General features: G+C 56.2%; 13 protein-coding genes. 4 read left to right on the forward strand and 9 right to left on the reverse strand.

Annotation, left to right across the window (positions count from 1 at the left end; all coding sequences use genetic code 11):
• The first annotated feature begins 19 nt into the window (after window positions 1-19).
• Entirely contained in the window at window positions 20-874 is an 855-nt protein-coding gene (locus tag BLT77_RS00375) for a 2OG-Fe(II) oxygenase family protein (RefSeq protein ID WP_090360004.1), read from the forward strand.
• Window positions 875-1,171: 297 nt separating this feature from the next.
• Here the strand turns inward: BLT77_RS00375 and BLT77_RS00380 are convergent, their stop codons facing one another.
• From BLT77_RS00380 to BLT77_RS00410, 7 genes are all read right to left on the reverse strand, one after another.
• Complete coding sequence (locus tag BLT77_RS00380; RefSeq protein ID WP_090360008.1) at window positions 1,172-1,933, reverse strand: outer membrane protein OmpK; 762 nt, start codon at window positions 1,931-1,933, stop codon at window positions 1,172-1,174.
• 77 nt (window positions 1,934-2,010) lie between these two features.
• Window positions 2,011-2,706: a LuxR C-terminal-related transcriptional regulator gene (locus BLT77_RS00385; protein WP_090360012.1), complete on the reverse strand. Its 696-nt coding sequence runs from the start codon at window positions 2,704-2,706 to the stop codon at window positions 2,011-2,013.
• Between the two features lie 213 nt (window positions 2,707-2,919).
• Entirely contained in the window at window positions 2,920-4,110 is a 1,191-nt protein-coding gene (locus BLT77_RS00390) for a 4Fe-4S binding protein (protein WP_090360017.1), read from the reverse strand.
• 105 nt (window positions 4,111-4,215) lie between these two features.
• Entirely contained in the window at window positions 4,216-4,491 is a 276-nt protein-coding gene (locus tag BLT77_RS00395) for a tetrachloroethene dehalogenase (RefSeq protein WP_090360021.1), read from the reverse strand.
• A 2-nt stretch (window positions 4,492-4,493) separates the two neighbouring features.
• Window positions 4,494-5,891, reverse strand: coding sequence for a reductive dehalogenase (locus BLT77_RS00400; protein ID WP_090360025.1), 1,398 nt, complete (start codon window positions 5,889-5,891; stop codon window positions 4,494-4,496).
• A 91-nt stretch (window positions 5,892-5,982) separates the two neighbouring features.
• A complete protein-coding gene (locus BLT77_RS00405; protein WP_090360029.1) occupies window positions 5,983-6,945 on the reverse strand; it encodes a LysR family transcriptional regulator in 963 nt (320 codons plus the stop codon).
• A 358-nt stretch (window positions 6,946-7,303) separates the two neighbouring features.
• A complete protein-coding gene (locus BLT77_RS00410) occupies window positions 7,304-9,169 on the reverse strand; it encodes a YdgH/BhsA/McbA family protein (RefSeq protein WP_245709824.1) in 1,866 nt (621 codons plus the stop codon).
• 167 nt (window positions 9,170-9,336) lie between these two features.
• Between BLT77_RS00410 and BLT77_RS00415 the strand changes: the two genes are divergently transcribed.
• Entirely contained in the window at window positions 9,337-10,128 is a 792-nt protein-coding gene (locus BLT77_RS00415) for a helix-turn-helix transcriptional regulator (protein WP_090360037.1), read from the forward strand.
• On the opposite strand, the gene BLT77_RS00420 is transcribed toward BLT77_RS00415, so the two are convergent.
• Window positions 10,125-10,811: a pseudouridine synthase gene (locus BLT77_RS00420; RefSeq protein ID WP_090360041.1), complete on the reverse strand. Its 687-nt coding sequence runs from the start codon at window positions 10,809-10,811 to the stop codon at window positions 10,125-10,127. The two genes, BLT77_RS00415 and BLT77_RS00420, sit on opposite strands and share 4 nt — an antisense overlap.
• A 142-nt stretch (window positions 10,812-10,953) precedes the next feature.
• Here BLT77_RS00420 and BLT77_RS00425 point away from each other — a divergent pair, with 142 nt between their 5' ends.
• Complete coding sequence (locus BLT77_RS00425) at window positions 10,954-11,859, forward strand: AraC family transcriptional regulator (protein WP_090361306.1); 906 nt, start codon at window positions 10,954-10,956, stop codon at window positions 11,857-11,859.
• A 13-nt stretch (window positions 11,860-11,872) separates the two neighbouring features.
• Here BLT77_RS00425 and BLT77_RS00430 read toward each other — a convergent pair whose 3' ends face one another.
• Window positions 11,873-12,850: a LysR family transcriptional regulator gene (locus BLT77_RS00430; RefSeq protein ID WP_090360045.1), complete on the reverse strand. Its 978-nt coding sequence runs from the start codon at window positions 12,848-12,850 to the stop codon at window positions 11,873-11,875.
• A 473-nt stretch (window positions 12,851-13,323) separates the two neighbouring features.
• On the opposite strand from BLT77_RS00430, the gene BLT77_RS00435 reads away from it, so the two are divergent.
• Window positions 13,324-14,286 (forward strand): LysR family transcriptional regulator, encoded by a 963-nt coding sequence (locus BLT77_RS00435; protein WP_090360050.1) that lies wholly within the window; start codon window positions 13,324-13,326, stop codon window positions 14,284-14,286.
• The last annotated feature ends 12 nt before the right edge of the window (window positions 14,287-14,298 follow it).

A 14,298-nucleotide genomic window follows, 5' to 3' on the forward strand; every position in this document is an offset into this window, starting at 1 on the left:
TAGAAACAGGGGTCAAAAAATGGATTTACCAGTAACACGCCTGGAAGCCGTGGATTTTCAAAGTGACGGTGCGGCAGAGCAGTTTGTGCAGTCGCTGCGGGAGACCGGCTTCGGCGTGCTCAAGAACCACCCGTTGTCACAACAGGCGGTGCAGAGCATCTACGACAACTGGCTGGGCTTCTTCGGCGGTGATCAGAAACATCAGTTTGCCTTTAATGCCGAAGCCCAGGATGGCTTTTTTGCCGCCAACGTCGCCGAAACCGCCAAGGGATCAGACAAACGCGACATCAAAGAGTATTACCACTACTACCCTTGGGGTCAGTGTCCGTCGCACCTGAAAACCGAGTTGCAGGCCTACTACGACACCACACTGGCGTTTTCGGCGACGCTGCTGGAGTGGATTGAACGCTACACTCCGGCGGACGTGGCCAAGCGCTACCGTGAGCCATTACCGAACATGATCAGTGGCAGTGATCAATCCCTGCTGAGGGTGTTGCACTACCCGCCGATGCAGGGCGATGAGGAGCCTGGGGCCATACGTGCCGCCGCCCACGAAGACATCAACCTGATCACCATCTTGCCGGCGTCCAATGAACCGGGGTTGCAGGTGAAAGGCAAAGATGGCCAGTGGCTGGATGTGCCATGCGACTTTGGCAACCTGATCATCAACATCGGCGACATGCTGCAGGAAGCGTCCGGTGGTTATTTTCCCTCGACCACCCACCGCGTAATCAATCCTGAAGGCATGGATCACAACCGTTCCCGGGTGTCACTGCCGCTGTTTATCCATCCGCGCCCTGAAGTGGTGCTGTCTGAGCGCCATAGCGCCCATAGCTATCTGATGGAGCGGCTGCGGGAGCTGGGTGTCATCTGATAGCCACCCGCTCGACCCACGAACGCCGCTGCCGAGCCAGCGGCGTTTGTGGTTCTGGGCCAAAATCGGGACTCCTTCTGTTACCTGCCCAGACTGAATGTCATTATCCACCGGCCCGGCTACAACGAGGTGGAAACCGGACTGAGTACCAGTCCGGCGAAGAGTTACTTACCATCGGCACCGATGCCGGCAGCACGATGGCCGTTGTTGCCCTGCGACGTCATCTCCCTCAGCCATTATTGGAGATGGTGGTTGAGGAAAACCATGCACCGTCGGGGGGAGCCTGTAAGGGAAGCGTTAGAATCGGTAACCGAGATCGAAGAACAGGTTGCCGCCATCGTTTTTGGCGCCGCCCCAGCTCTTGCGGTGGCGGTAAGAGGCTCCGGCCCACAGCTTTTCAGCGAAATAGTAGTTAGCGCCGACTACCAGCATGTGGCCATAGCTGTTGTAGATCAGTGTCTGCTTCATCTCCTCGGAGCGGCCAAACTGGGTTTCGTAATAGATTTTGCCGCTCAGTCGGTTGGCCAGCGGGTAGACCAGCAGCAGGTGTGCCGCGCCGCCGTTCATGCCGTTGTAGCTTTTTCCGGTAGGGTTGAAAGTGCCCCAGCCGTAGTGACCGCCCAGGCCCACCGTTCCCTTCAGCTTGCCATAGGCGAGGTCGTAGGAGGCACCGAAGTAAAAATCCTCCTCGGTACAGGTCTTGTTGCCCATGGTGTAGGACTGGGCCCACAGGTTAAACGGGCTTTTACCCAGGTTGAAGTCCAGCTTGAGCCAGGTCTTGGTGGTGGCCCCGGCGTCTTTTCCCTGTTGGTTTTCGGCGCTGTCAGTGGGATTTTCCAGCCGCAACCAGCCGGCGATGCTGCCCCAGTCCGCCAGGGTGAAATGCTGGAAGGAGAGATAGGGCTGGTCGTACAGGTTGGGGTTGTTGTCCTCGGCGTCCAGCAGCAGTTCATAGCCGACCTTAACACTGTTGACCTGGTTAAAGACCTGGGCATGACTGGCTGGGGTGGAGAGTAATCCAGATAAAACAATCATGGATAGGGTGGTTTTGTTTTTCATCAACATCTTCCTTTAGGTTAGGCCGTGTATTCGGCCTTTGGTTTTTTATATATAAAGAAGGAAACGGGTAGCGGTTTTTATAAAAGTCGATTATGGCTTCCGATTAATACCAGGTGGGCGGTATTTTTGGCTTTAAGAAGTTCTTTTAGTACGCCAATATGATAATCCACGCCCCGCTTGGTTAATCGCATCTCTTTTGCAATCTCAGAACGTTGGTTACCATGGGCCAGTCGCTTTAATATGTGGTGCGATACGCTGCTGATAATCTGATAATCCACCAGAGGATTAACTTGCGCCGCCGTTGGCTGGGCGTACTGGTACTGCCATGCCTGCAACCGTTGAAGCAGCGCCTGTGGGTCGTCCTCCAGGGTTTGCCACTGTTGGCGGCTTTCCGCCATTAGGATAAAGCGCCCCGCCAGTCCGGATGCCCCCCGGCAGGGAACCAGCAGGCTCTGGATGGCGAACAGCCGCTGAGCCTCGCGGCAGCGGGGATTTAACTGGGGCCTGTGCCAACTGCTGCGGTTGCTGAAGTACTCCTGCAGGAAAGCTGGCCGCTGTTGCAGGTGGCGAATCTGTCGCTCCCACAGGCGGGTGCCGGAGTCGTCGCAAGAGTACAGGCCGCGCCGCTTGTACAGGGCGTTGAGCACTTTGTGTTCGGCTGCAAAATATTTAAAGCAGTTATCCAGGTTATCGATATCCAGACAGTAGACAATATCGGATAGGGACAACTCATCCCGGAGCCGAATTAATTCCTGGCGCAATTTCGATTTCATAATAGTGATTTTCTTAACTGGTTGTTATCATGAAGTTGTCTGGGTTAATTCACGAAGCACTGTAGATATATGTGCATCATTTATAATTTCCATGGCCGTTGTCGCTAAGTAGGTGCTGAGCAGAAAATAGAGCCCTACGATAAACAGGCTTGTTCCCCACTCTTTGGCTCGTTTATTATTTATTGGCATGACGTTTTCTCCTGCTCTTTGGTATTACCGGCCTATACCGAGTTTTTGGCTGATTTTGCGTCTTACTCTTACCGCTTCGTTGATTGACAGGCCGACCGGGCAGAAGAACCGGCACCAGAAGTCGCCGATAAAGAAGGCACCGATCAGCGACAGTGGCAGTACGTACCATTGGATCCCCATCCCCTCGAGGGCAAACATCATCGAGAACGGCTCATAGGAACCGAGAGCGGGATGACGGGACAGCAGCACCAGCATCAGCGAGGCCCACATTAGGGTCAGGATCAGCGCTCTCGCTCCCTTGGCGAAGCGCGATGGAACCCTCAGGTTGAGGCCGCTGATTTTGGTCAGTTGGGCCTGGATGGCGCCGAAAGGGCACAGCTTATTGCAGTAGATATTGCGGCCCATTAATGCAACGCCGGCGACAATGCCCAACATCAGGATCCACCAGATGGGGTGCTGCTTGGGGCTGGGAAGGTAGCCGAGCAGCACGGTGTACAGGCTGCTGACGCTGATGGAGGCGTTAACGTAGAAGCCGACGTACAGCAACGATGCCAGGGGCAACGCCACCTTGAGCTGTCTTGCCACTTTTCCACGGCTGCCACGCTTGCTGCTGATGAACAGCGCGGCGGCCACCAGCAGCAGCGTCAGGAGCTCGTCCAGGCCCAGAGTCCAGGGTTGTTGCTGCCAGCTGGGTGTGAGCCCGAGATGCTCAACGGCACTGAAGTGTGCCGCCTTGGCAACGGCGCTGCTGACGCCCCGGGCGGTGATGGTCGCCCCGGAGTAGCTGTCGATGTCGTTGTCGACGATGAAATCGTCGGTGATCCTCTTGTTGGCAAACTGGTTGAAGAAGTTTTTCTTCAGCAATCGCTCCACATAGGGCGGCGTTTCCCGGTTGTCCAGTAGGGCCACCTCATCAATTCGGGCGCCGTCCTCGGATTTACGGGCCTTGATGGCCACCGACAGCGGGCCGCCATAGCCGTTTCCGTCCACCAGCAACACGACGCCGGTCTTGTCCGGCTGCGATGATTCGATGCGGTAGATGCTGAGATCGCTGCCGCGATCCATCAGCGACAGTTTGGCTCCCGGCAGGTAGTTTGCCAGCTGGGATTGGTAATTCGTTTGGGCTGCCATCTGGCCCACCACAAAGGCGGCGATCAGGCTCAGCCAGGCCAACAGCCTGAGCAGGGGCTGGCCGTATTTGCGTAGTGTCTTCAATGTTGAGTCCCTAATTCTGCAATCGGGTAGGGCGTTCCTAAGGTGGCCGAAGGAGGGGGAGCCTTAGATGGGCTCCGGCTTCGGCCACCATCGAGGGTTATCGGCCTATCTACGGCTTGAGGCGATAAACTGACGCCAGGTAACGGCGCTGACCACCAGGCCGCTGAGACCAAAGATCAGCAGTCCCATGGCTCCGGACTGGGACTCGCCTTCGGCGAAGGAGGCCCAGGACCAGCCGAAGGTGAGCCAGAACAGGACAAAGGCGCCGAATAGGCCAAGGTTCGCCTTCCAGTCCAGGATGAAGTGGCGCTCGAGTTTGCGATAAGCCAGTAGTGAGACGATGGTGAGCATGCCCAACAGGTACCATTGCAACCAGATCATGATCAGACCTCCTTATTCCAGAACAGTAGATTTGCCTTTTCGATCTCCATATTTCCGTAGCCGAACAGGCTGTCCATCTCCCGCATGAAGGAGTGGATCTCGCCGCCGGTGAAGGTGTTGGAGGCATCGATAATGCGGTGGTGCCAGAAGTCCGGCTTGTTCCAGGGGCAGGTTTTGATGCACTGGGCACAGCCAATGCCGTTATCGGCCCAGAATTTGAAGCACTTCTTGGCGTCGTTGTGGAACTTGTAGATCCCCTTGTGACCATGCCAGTTCAGTGCCGGGTCATCGGCGCCCTCGAAGGTGGGGGTAAAGCTGGGCTTGTCATCATGGGTGATCGCCTTGCCCGGGCAGGCATCGGCACACAGCTTGCAGTGTTCACAGAACTCCTGGATACCGAAGCGGCGTGGCACGTCGTACTCGACAAAATCCAGTTCGGTAATCACCGCCGAGATCCGCACCCGTGGCCCGAGGCCGGGGGCGACCAGTGCACCGTTGCGGGCGGCTTCGCCCAGGCCGGCCTTCATGCCGTAGGCAACCTTGTTGATCATGTCGTTGTGGGAGGCCACCGCCTTGTAGCCCAGGCGACGGATAAAGTCGGCCAGCTGACCGGCCTGAACCGCCATATCGACGTAGGCCTTGTTGACCGTACCGATGGAGGGCAGGGAGGGGGCGGTACGGATGGCGTCATAATCCATTTCGTGCAGCAGTACGATCACCGTTTTCGGTTTGAACCCCAGCCCATCCCAGCTGATCTCCTGGTCTCTCATGATGTCGTACATGGGGTCGTAGTTGAACCTGTGGTCGTTGTAGGTGATGCCACAGCGGTCGGCACCGAACAGCTTGGCGGCACGCTTGATGTATTGCGCCGCTTGTTGTTTGGACTCGAACTGCCACTGGTTTTCCATCAGGTTCTTCTGTTCCCAGCTCATCATGCCCGGAGCGTTGGGCTGGCCATATTTGGCCGCCTTACCCAGCACATCCAGCGGCCGTTGGGCCGCCAGGCCCAGGGCCCAGTCCAGCTGGGTATAGCCGGGTTTGTTTTCGATCCAGGTCTGGGGGGTTCCGGCGCTGAAGATCTTCTTCAAGCCGTCGCGGAAGGACCAATTCTCACCAATCAGCTTGGCAAAGGCTTGGTCACGCTCGGGAAAGTCGGCCCAGTTCTTCTTGGAGCCAGCCTGGGCGAAGATCCAGTTACGCTGGTTAAAGGGCTTGAGCACCGCATCGTCTACCGGAACAGGGTAGTCACCTGCCACAGGTATGCCTTCGATGCGCTTCTTGATCCAGCTGCCGGCGCCGACGGCGACGGCAACGCCGGCGGCCGCGGCGGAGTACTTGAACAGACGCCGGCGGGAGGGATCGCTCGGAAGGTCTGTTGTCATATCGGTGTGATCGGTCATGGGGTTTCCTTGCAGCAATACTGAATTTCACTGCAAGGATAGTGAACCGCCTCCAGGGTAATAAGGCGGGCAGATGGAAAGCGTTATTGCCCTATTGGCAATAATGTTTGGCCAGGTATCGTGAAAGTTCTTCGATAAAAACCTCAATCTTAGGTGGAATCAGCTTTTGCGACTTGTAGTAGGCTTTCAGCTCGAAGCATGAACCATATTTACCGTCAAAAAGACGGACCAATTTGTCTTTATATTCTGTGGTTTCGATCAAAACTTCCGGGCAAAACACCACTCCGATTCCATTACTGGCCCATTCGAGAGCGATTTCAAAGTTATCCAGTACCCCGTAGCTGTTGACCGGAACCCACTTGCGCATCCCCTTCTCGTCGGTCCATGGCCATGCCTGCTCGGAAAAGTAGGGGTTGCGGATCCAGATTCCCGGGTGGGAGGAGAGTTGCAGCGGATGGGTGAGAGGGGGGGAGGCGGCCAGATACTCGGCGCTGGCATAAAAGTTGGTTTTTAGTGGCATCAGCACCTTACCGGTCCACTTTTTACTCGGCGGCTCAAAAACGTGCAGATAGACATCGATATCCACGTTCTCATTTAACCGCGAGGCGAGTATGTCGTAGATGGAGAAGCGGATCCCCGGGTAGGTTTTGCCAAACTCCTGAATAAACTCGGAGGCGAACAGCCTCAGCATCCAGTGGGGCAAGCCGATGGTCAGTACCCCTTCGGGCGCCGACTTGTGGTGCTGAAGGAAGTGGTGGGTGTTGGCGATCTCCGCCAGTACCCGTTTGCTGTGGGCGAAGAACTGATGGCCAAACTCGGTCAGGGCAACCCGGCGGGTGGAACGCTCGAACAGCGGTTCCCCCAGCCTTTCCTCCAGGCGGCGGATGTTCTTGCTGGCGGTGGGCACCGTCATATTCAGCGCCTTGGCGGCGCGACTGAAGTTGCCCGCATCCACCACCGCATGGAACAGCACCAACTCATCCACGCGGATGCTGCGCATCAGTTCCAGTTGTGAGCTGAGGTGGGCGGTATCGCTATCGGTACAGGCTTTCATGCCGGGCCTCCCGGTGTCGTTTCAGGGTGATTGGACCGCAGATTTCCGGCCGAGTCTTTACTGAACGATATTAGGCAAGGGGGCGGCAGGAAAGAACCCCGATAACTGTCGTTAGTTGCAGAGATTTGCTCCAATACTGAAAAATTGGCGTTGGTTCACGCTCTTTGGGGGCCACTCTGCGTTGTATGGCAGCTCGAGGTGTGAAGTCAGAACGGTAACGGCTTAATCGTCTTACAGCCGCTATCAGGCATAATAAGAGCAAAACCGTCACTGTTCCCGACTCTTACTAGGAAAGCCTCTGTGCCAGGCCCAGAGGCGGATTGAAAAGTGGGCGCTCTCGGGGAGCGCCACTTGGGAGTTAATGGTTAGGGTGGCAGGTCATGCAAGAGTATGGATCCGGGAAGTTTTTGCTCATATTCCAGTCGGAGTTGATGGTGCTCAGAATGTTGGTGTAGGGAGCGTGGTTGCCTGCCGCATCCCGGGGAAGAGTGGAGGCAGGAATTAGGTAGTTGAACCGGTTGCCTTCCAGGTTCTCCTGGCCGTTGATCCAGCGTTTGGTGGATGCCTCACCGTGATTTTTGGGGAGCTGATCTTCAGAGTGACACCAGAAGCACCGTGCGGTTTCGCCATGGCCCTTGGGGGCTCCATTGCTGCCGTGACAACTGGCACAATAATAAGGCTGTTGTTGATCGAATCCATCCACGCTGTTGATTGGCCAATGGTAGCCGCCGTGTCCTTTGGGGCTTTGATTGTTGTGGCAGCTTTCGCAGTCCGCGATTCCCCAGCCGAAATGTGACGCATCCAGAAGGGGGGATGACGAAGCATCGTCTGGCAGGGGGAAGGTTCGCAGTGTCACCAGGTCACTGCCATCCTGATGCTGGCTGAAATCCCGCTCTTTTGGTTCGTTGCCGTTAAACTCCTCCATGCCGAAGATATCGTAGTGACTCTTATAGATGAGATGGACTTGCTCTACGGGCTGGTTCATTACCCAGACGTCTGTCATCAAGTGCAACATGTTGCCACCGAAGTAGGTGTTCCAGTCTTTCCAGCAGGATTCATGCGGCACTTTGGGGGCCCCTGTTGGAGTGCCGTCGGCACCGAAATCACACTGTGCAAAGGGGGCAAAGTCCTTCAGGGTGGCCTTTTCTCCGAAACGGGTAGTCCAGCCGGCGCCTACCCTGGAGGCCAGGCCTTTTAGCCGAAACAGGGCGAAGTGGCCTACCGGCGCCTTACTGGCCACAGTGGGCCAGTAGTTAAGCGCCACATCTACGCCTTGGTCAAAGGCCGACAGGAAACTGTCGGCGGCGGTGATCACTCCGGGTTGAAAAATGTCGGCCCTGAGATTGTGGGCGGTGACTTCGAAATCGTTGAGCAGTGTTTGGTAGCTTTTACCGCCGTCGAAGGAGGCCACCAGCTCGGGAACGATAACCCGGTTACCATTGCTTCGGAATCGCTCCATCTCCTGCTGTTGGACCCAAGTTCGGCGTGCCGTCATCTCCGGAGTAAAGGGTTGGAACCGCAGGTTCATGCCGGGCTGGACCCAGAATTGATCCATACGTAGATAGAGTGCCTCGCCTTCGGGACCGACACCATCGAGACTACCGGTGATGCGGCGCTTCTCGCCGCCATCCAGCTTGAAGCGGAAATGCCAGTCCGGACTCTGAAAGCTCTGTTGATCCTGCGGATCCAGGATGCCGTCACCGTTTTGATCCCAAGACACCCGGAAACGGTAGGTATCCAGCCCGGTTTCACGGTGGGAAGCGATGCCATCCACCTTCAGTTCGGGGCGTGTTAATGCCAGATAACGCAGCACATCGAAGGCGGAGTAGTGACCTTGGACAAAAATGTCGGGTCGGGCGCTACCGGATCCCAGACCGTCGGGGTTGCTGCGCAACAGGGCGTCCATCTCTGATGCGTCGATAACGATGGCGGTATCCAGTTGATTGCGAATGCCAAGGCTTTGGGCATCCCGTTCGTCGATATGCCCATCGGAGTTGACGTCTCGAGCCTCCGGGCTGAGTCGCCAATTTTTATAGTGGTCGGTGAACCGTCCCAGATTGACACGAATGGTTCCGGAAAATTCCGCGTTGGGGGTGACATCCAGGGTTATTGGCAGCTCTGGTGCTGGTTTGGGCGAGGGCTGGGGGGCATTATCGGAGCTGTCGGAACATGCCGATAACAGCAGGGAGCAGGCGGCAGTTAACCACAAAGAGTGTTTCATCATCAGTGTCCTTTATTGAGTTACCGAAACTATTGTTGTTTTTCTCGGCGGGCTGGCACTGGTATTTCTGACACCCAATTCCGCTGCCGCCGGGGGAGTGTGAATTGGGTCATGCTGCCGTGCGATGAGCGTCTTACAATGAGAGAAGACTAAGGAAATCTTGGAGCATCATGACTGAGAACTGTCCGTTGCCTGACGGTGTGGTGGGGGATCTCCTGGAGCTGCTGGCGCCTTTGGGGGTGCAAGGGTTCTTTTACGGCATCACCACCGATGTCACCAACACCCAGATCCACTCTTTTCGCAAACTGCACAAACGGTTGCCGCTGGAGATGGCGCGGGCGCGCTACGCGGTGTTTTCCGATGAGCGCACCCGGTTGTACCGGGATACCTACCTGAGGGTATTTGCCCGGCACGATCCCTGCTATTTCGAGCGCAAGCGGATGGGGCCCAATCTGTGGCGTCAACCGGCCGAGGATCAGCAGCAGCTGAAGCGGCTGCTGGAGGAGTTTAATATTCGCGGCCGTGTTGCCTGGCTGCTGCCCTGCCGCTACCACCCGGGGTGGATCAGTGTGTTCCTGTTGCACTCCTCGCTGCCAGAGGGGGAGTTGAAGGCGGCACTGTCTGCCCATCAGGTGAGTCTGGAGAGGGGGCTGAGGGTATTCAGCGACAGCCTGGCCAGTCAATGGATCCAGCGGCTGAACCCCATCTATAATTTTCGCTGCATCACCGACAAGGGGCTGGAGGTGTTGCGCCTGGCCGCTGAGGGGATGGCCAGCCAGCGCATCGCCCGGAAACTGTGCCTGACCGAGCGGGGGGTGAACTACCACATTGACCGGATGAAGGCCCTGTTTGGTGCTAAAAACCGGGCACAGCTGATCAGCCGGGGGTTCCAGATGGGAATCTTAAACTCTCCCCCACCAGAGGGCGTCTGCTACGCGACTGATGGGGGCGAGAGCCCTTAAAACAGAGCGATCTCCTCCTCGGTCAGCGGCCGCCACTGGCCCGGCGCCAGACCAGCATCCAGCTCCAGGGCACCGATCTGCTGGCGGTGCAGGCCCACGACCTTGTTGCCGACGGCGGCGCACATCCGTTTGACCTGGTGGTACTTGCCCTCCTCAATGGTCAGCCAGATCTGGCGTTCGTCAATGCGCTCCACCTGGCCGCGCACCGGGCTGTCCTCGCCGTGCAGCAGCACGCCGTCGCCCAGTTGAGTCAGCGCCTCGTCGCTGATGGCGGCCTCAAGGATCACCCGATAGCGTTTGCCGCAACGGGCATTGGGAGAGGTGATGCGATGGGACCACTGGCCGTCGCTGGTCAGCAGCAGCAGGCCGGTGGTGTCGGCATCCAGGCGGCCGACGATTTTCAACTGTTCCCGTTTGGGCAGATCCAGCAGAGTCAGTACCGAAGCGTAGCCGTCATCGACGCTGGAGCAGACGGTATCCACCGGCTTGTGCAGCATCAGGTAACGCTGGCCTCGCACTTCGGTGGGTTCGCCGTTGATGCAGATGGTGTGTTCCGGCTTTACCTTGAAGCCCGAATCTTTGACTACCTCACCGTCACAGGTCACTTCGCCGCGATGCAGCATTTTCTTGGCCAGGGAACGGGTCAGTTCGGTGGCATTGCATAGGTATTTATCCAGTCTCATTGGGAACTCGGTGGGGGGATTCTGGTGCCATTATCCTTCATCTGCGGATCCTTGACCATGGGCAGTGGAGCCGGGCGGGGTTGCACAGGTGCGAATCTTGCCTCAGGCTGGGGGCCTTGTTCTCCCTGTGGTGACTGCCGGCATGGCTACGGATTACCTGCAACGTCTTCAACCTGTGATTCGCTATCTGGAGCGTCATTACAACCAACCTTTGAACCTGAGCAAGGTGGCCGCCCTGGCGCACCTGTCGCCCTATCATTTTCATCGCATCTTTAAGGCCGTCACCGGTGAGACCCTCAATGACTACCTGCGTCGGCTGCGTCTGGAGGGGGCGGCGGGCGACCTGTTCTATACCAAGGCGCCGGTGGTCAATGTGGCCATGGAGTACGGGTTCTCCAGTTCACAGAGCCTGGCCAAGGCGTTTCGACAGTATTTCGGATTGACGCCGACCCAGATTCGCGACTGTCAGGTATTGGAGGAGCTGTCCCAGGTTCTGAGAAGCAGCAAGATTGGACACCGGCTTCGCAAGCCGGGACACGATTCGGCGGCGGCGGTTCCCTACACTGGAACGGTGTTTAATTCGTGGAGTACAGAGATGAACCATCACCATTTTGAAGCCGGCACCATGGCCTTCATTCGCGTCACCGGTCCCTATGGGCAGGGCTATGAAGCGCCCTGCACCCGATTACACCAGTGGGCGCAGGCTAGTGGTCTGGGCCAGTGCAAGTGTCTGTTTATTTACCATGACAATCCGGAGATCACCCCGGCGGAACATTGTCGCACCGACATCGGCTTGCTGGTGCCCCAGGGAACCCGGGTGCCCCAGGGCGTGGAGTTACAACCCTTTGATGGCGGAGACTATGCCACCATCCGTAAGACCGTGTCCGAGCATGATCAGTATGTCTCCAGCTGGAACGATCTGCTGGGGCAGGTCGTGGCCGCCGGACTGGAGTGTGACGACCGGTTCTGTTTCGAGTGGTACCACGACGTCGACCTTGCCACCGGCGTAGCCGACGTCAGTTTTTGTACCGCCATCCGGGCCGGTTAGGCGGCAATTTGGGTTAGAGCTCCGGCACCGGCTGACCCAGGTTGCGGTACCACTCTGCCCTCAGGGTATCCAGCAGTTGCTGTTTAACCCAGTTGTGGGTCGGCGATTGGTTGATCTGTGAGTACACCAGGTAGTTGCCGACGGTGCGACCGACGTCGATCAGGTCGATCAGTTGCCGGGTGACCTCCTTGGGCAGGGTGCAGGTACGCAGGTTGCGCACCAGCTTCAGGTACTCCCGAGTAAAGGCGTTGCAGCTCAGGGCGATGGCGTTGGTGTCCATCAGGTGGCGACTCAGGGCTGCCAGGTTGTCGGTATAGCCGGCGACCTTGAGCTCCAGTCCATGCTGACGGGCGACCTGAGACAGCAACGGGCAGGGAATATCATCGAAGTTGTCCAGTTCGAAATAGGGATGACGGCACAGGTTCTCCAGCGTCGGCTCGGCATTGAATACCGAATGCCCCTCCTTGGCAATCAGGTACATCTCTTCGGTCGGAGAGATCAGCTCACCAATCAACTTATCGCCGCCAAAGTTCTCGTACACCACCGCAAAGTCGATATCGCCGTTCTCGATGGCCCGGCTGCAATCGGAGGACAGCGTCCGCACCTCAAAGCTCAGGTTAGGGGCTTTGGGCAGAATCACTTCATTGACCGCCTTGTTGGTGATGTAGGTGAATTCGTTGTAGGCATAGATGGTGAAATGTTCCCTTGCGGTGCTGGGATCAAACTGGGTGTGGCTGCTTTTCAGTTCCTGGTAATCCATCAGGATCCGGTTGATGATCGGCAGAATTTGAGTGGCCTTATCGGTGGGCACAAAGCCGTGGCAGCGGCGAATGAACAGCACATCCTGAAACACCTCACGCAGGTTGGCCATGTGGCGGCTGACGGTGGAGCTGCTCATGCCCAGTTCATTGGCGGCCAGCCCCGCGTTCAGGTGGCGGGAGACGGACTCAAAGACCGTCAGTGAGCGGTAATCCAGGTGTTCGATGTCCACGACAGTTCCTTAACAAGTATCAAGGTGCCCATTTTTCATGGCTGCAGAGGCTGGCGCGGTGCGTTGGATCACAGCCACCCGGATTCAATTGTTAAAACTGTTAAGCCGCACCGAATTTGCATGAACCGCAAAATGCGTTTTGCCAGCACTGAAAATGGTCGCAGCAGTGCGGAGTTTGAAGATGGGCAGATTTCGCGGCATTTTGAGAGCTGTCCCCGGAAACGACTTACTGGTACTAATGTGCGCCTTAAGTTGACAGCAGTGAGGTGAATGCGATTTCACCCGGTTTCAGAGTGAGGCAAGTCACATCTGAATTGCCGATGGAAAAATAAGGAAATATCGAATAGTGAAACTTAGGTGAGATCTCATGTTCTTCGAATTTAGCCCCCCCATAATGTGATCTGTGTAATAGTCAGCCAATCCGTAAAGTTAGACCATCTGCGCACACCAATTATTTCGCGAATAAGAGTGTCATGAAGCTGGATCAATTAAATTACAACCAACTGAAAGTGTTACTTGCGGTTTACAAGCATGGCCAAGGACATCAGGCCGCAAATGAGTTGGGAATGACCGCTTCTGCTGTCAGCCGGACCCTGAAGGGATTACGTGACATCTTTAAGGATTCACTGTTTGTGCGTCGCTCCTGTGGACTGATCCCCACAGAGAAGACTAACCAGTTGATTCCTTTGGCCAAAAAGCTGGTAGATCAGTACCAGCAAATTGAGCAGCACTACTCGGTCTTTACTCCGGAAGAGTCTGGAGGCCAGTTCATCATTCTGGCGTACGATGAGTTTGTGTATGCGGTACAGAAAGTCGTCAATCAGCACATCATGCCGGAGGCGCCGAACCTCAAGTTTGAAATTCGGACCCTGAGCCATGATTGCACCGCCGAAGTGGCCAACGGTGACATTGACTTCATGGTGGTCTACGAAGGCTTTGAGGGGAAGAACCTGAATTGGGACATGTTTGCTGAAACCGCCGATCTTTATATTCTGGCGAACAGCAGACACTCGATATTCAATAAGGAACTGACCCTGGATATGCTGAGTCGTTACCCCTTATTGGAACTGGATAACTATAACGACCTGGCTTGTCCTCTGCTGGTGAACTTATGCCGTGAAATTGGCTGCGAAATGGAGGTGGCTGGATATACCGACAGTGTGGCCACAGCCATGAGGTTACTGGCGGAATCTAACAGCATTACCCTTAGTTGCAATCAGTTCACCCGTGAATTTGTGGATATGGTTCCCGGGGTTGATTACGTAAGGTTGCCCGATGAGTTGGCGCGTAAAATTCGCGAACGTCGTCGAACCGAAAGAGATATTGGAAACTATATCCTGTATGGGGATATTAATAACTCGGCCTCATTTAACTGGGTGAAGTCGAAACTGATTTACGGATTAGAGAAGGAATGGCGTAAAGCTTCCGAGCGCTAATTCAAACAATTT

Source organism: Ferrimonas sediminum, from assembly GCF_900100175.1.
Classification (GTDB): Bacteria; Pseudomonadota; Gammaproteobacteria; order Enterobacterales; family Shewanellaceae; genus Ferrimonas; species Ferrimonas sediminum.

Coding starts and splice junctions, on each gene's coding strand:
- BLT77_RS00395 (WP_090360021.1), bottom strand. CDS start 4,491: ATGATCTGGTTGCAATGGTACCTGTTGGGCATGCTCACCATCGTCTCA.
- BLT77_RS00410 (WP_245709824.1), bottom strand. CDS start 9,169: ATGATGAAACACTCTTTGTGGTTAACTGCCGCCTGCTCCCTGCTGTTA.
- BLT77_RS00375 (WP_090360004.1), top strand. CDS start 20: ATGGATTTACCAGTAACACGCCTGGAAGCCGTGGATTTTCAAAGTGAC.
- BLT77_RS00425 (WP_090361306.1), top strand. CDS start 10,954: ATGGCTACGGATTACCTGCAACGTCTTCAACCTGTGATTCGCTATCTG.
- BLT77_RS00435 (WP_090360050.1), top strand. CDS start 13,324: ATGAAGCTGGATCAATTAAATTACAACCAACTGAAAGTGTTACTTGCG.
- BLT77_RS00400 (WP_090360025.1), bottom strand. CDS start 5,891: ATGACCGATCACACCGATATGACAACAGACCTTCCGAGCGATCCCTCC.
- BLT77_RS00380 (WP_090360008.1), bottom strand. CDS start 1,933: ATGAAAAACAAAACCACCCTATCCATGATTGTTTTATCTGGATTACTC.
- BLT77_RS00420 (WP_090360041.1), bottom strand. CDS start 10,811: ATGAGACTGGATAAATACCTATGCAATGCCACCGAACTGACCCGTTCC.
- BLT77_RS00385 (WP_090360012.1), bottom strand. CDS start 2,706: ATGAAATCGAAATTGCGCCAGGAATTAATTCGGCTCCGGGATGAGTTG.
- BLT77_RS00405 (WP_090360029.1), bottom strand. CDS start 6,945: ATGAAAGCCTGTACCGATAGCGATACCGCCCACCTCAGCTCACAACTG.
- BLT77_RS00415 (WP_090360037.1), top strand. CDS start 9,337: ATGACTGAGAACTGTCCGTTGCCTGACGGTGTGGTGGGGGATCTCCTG.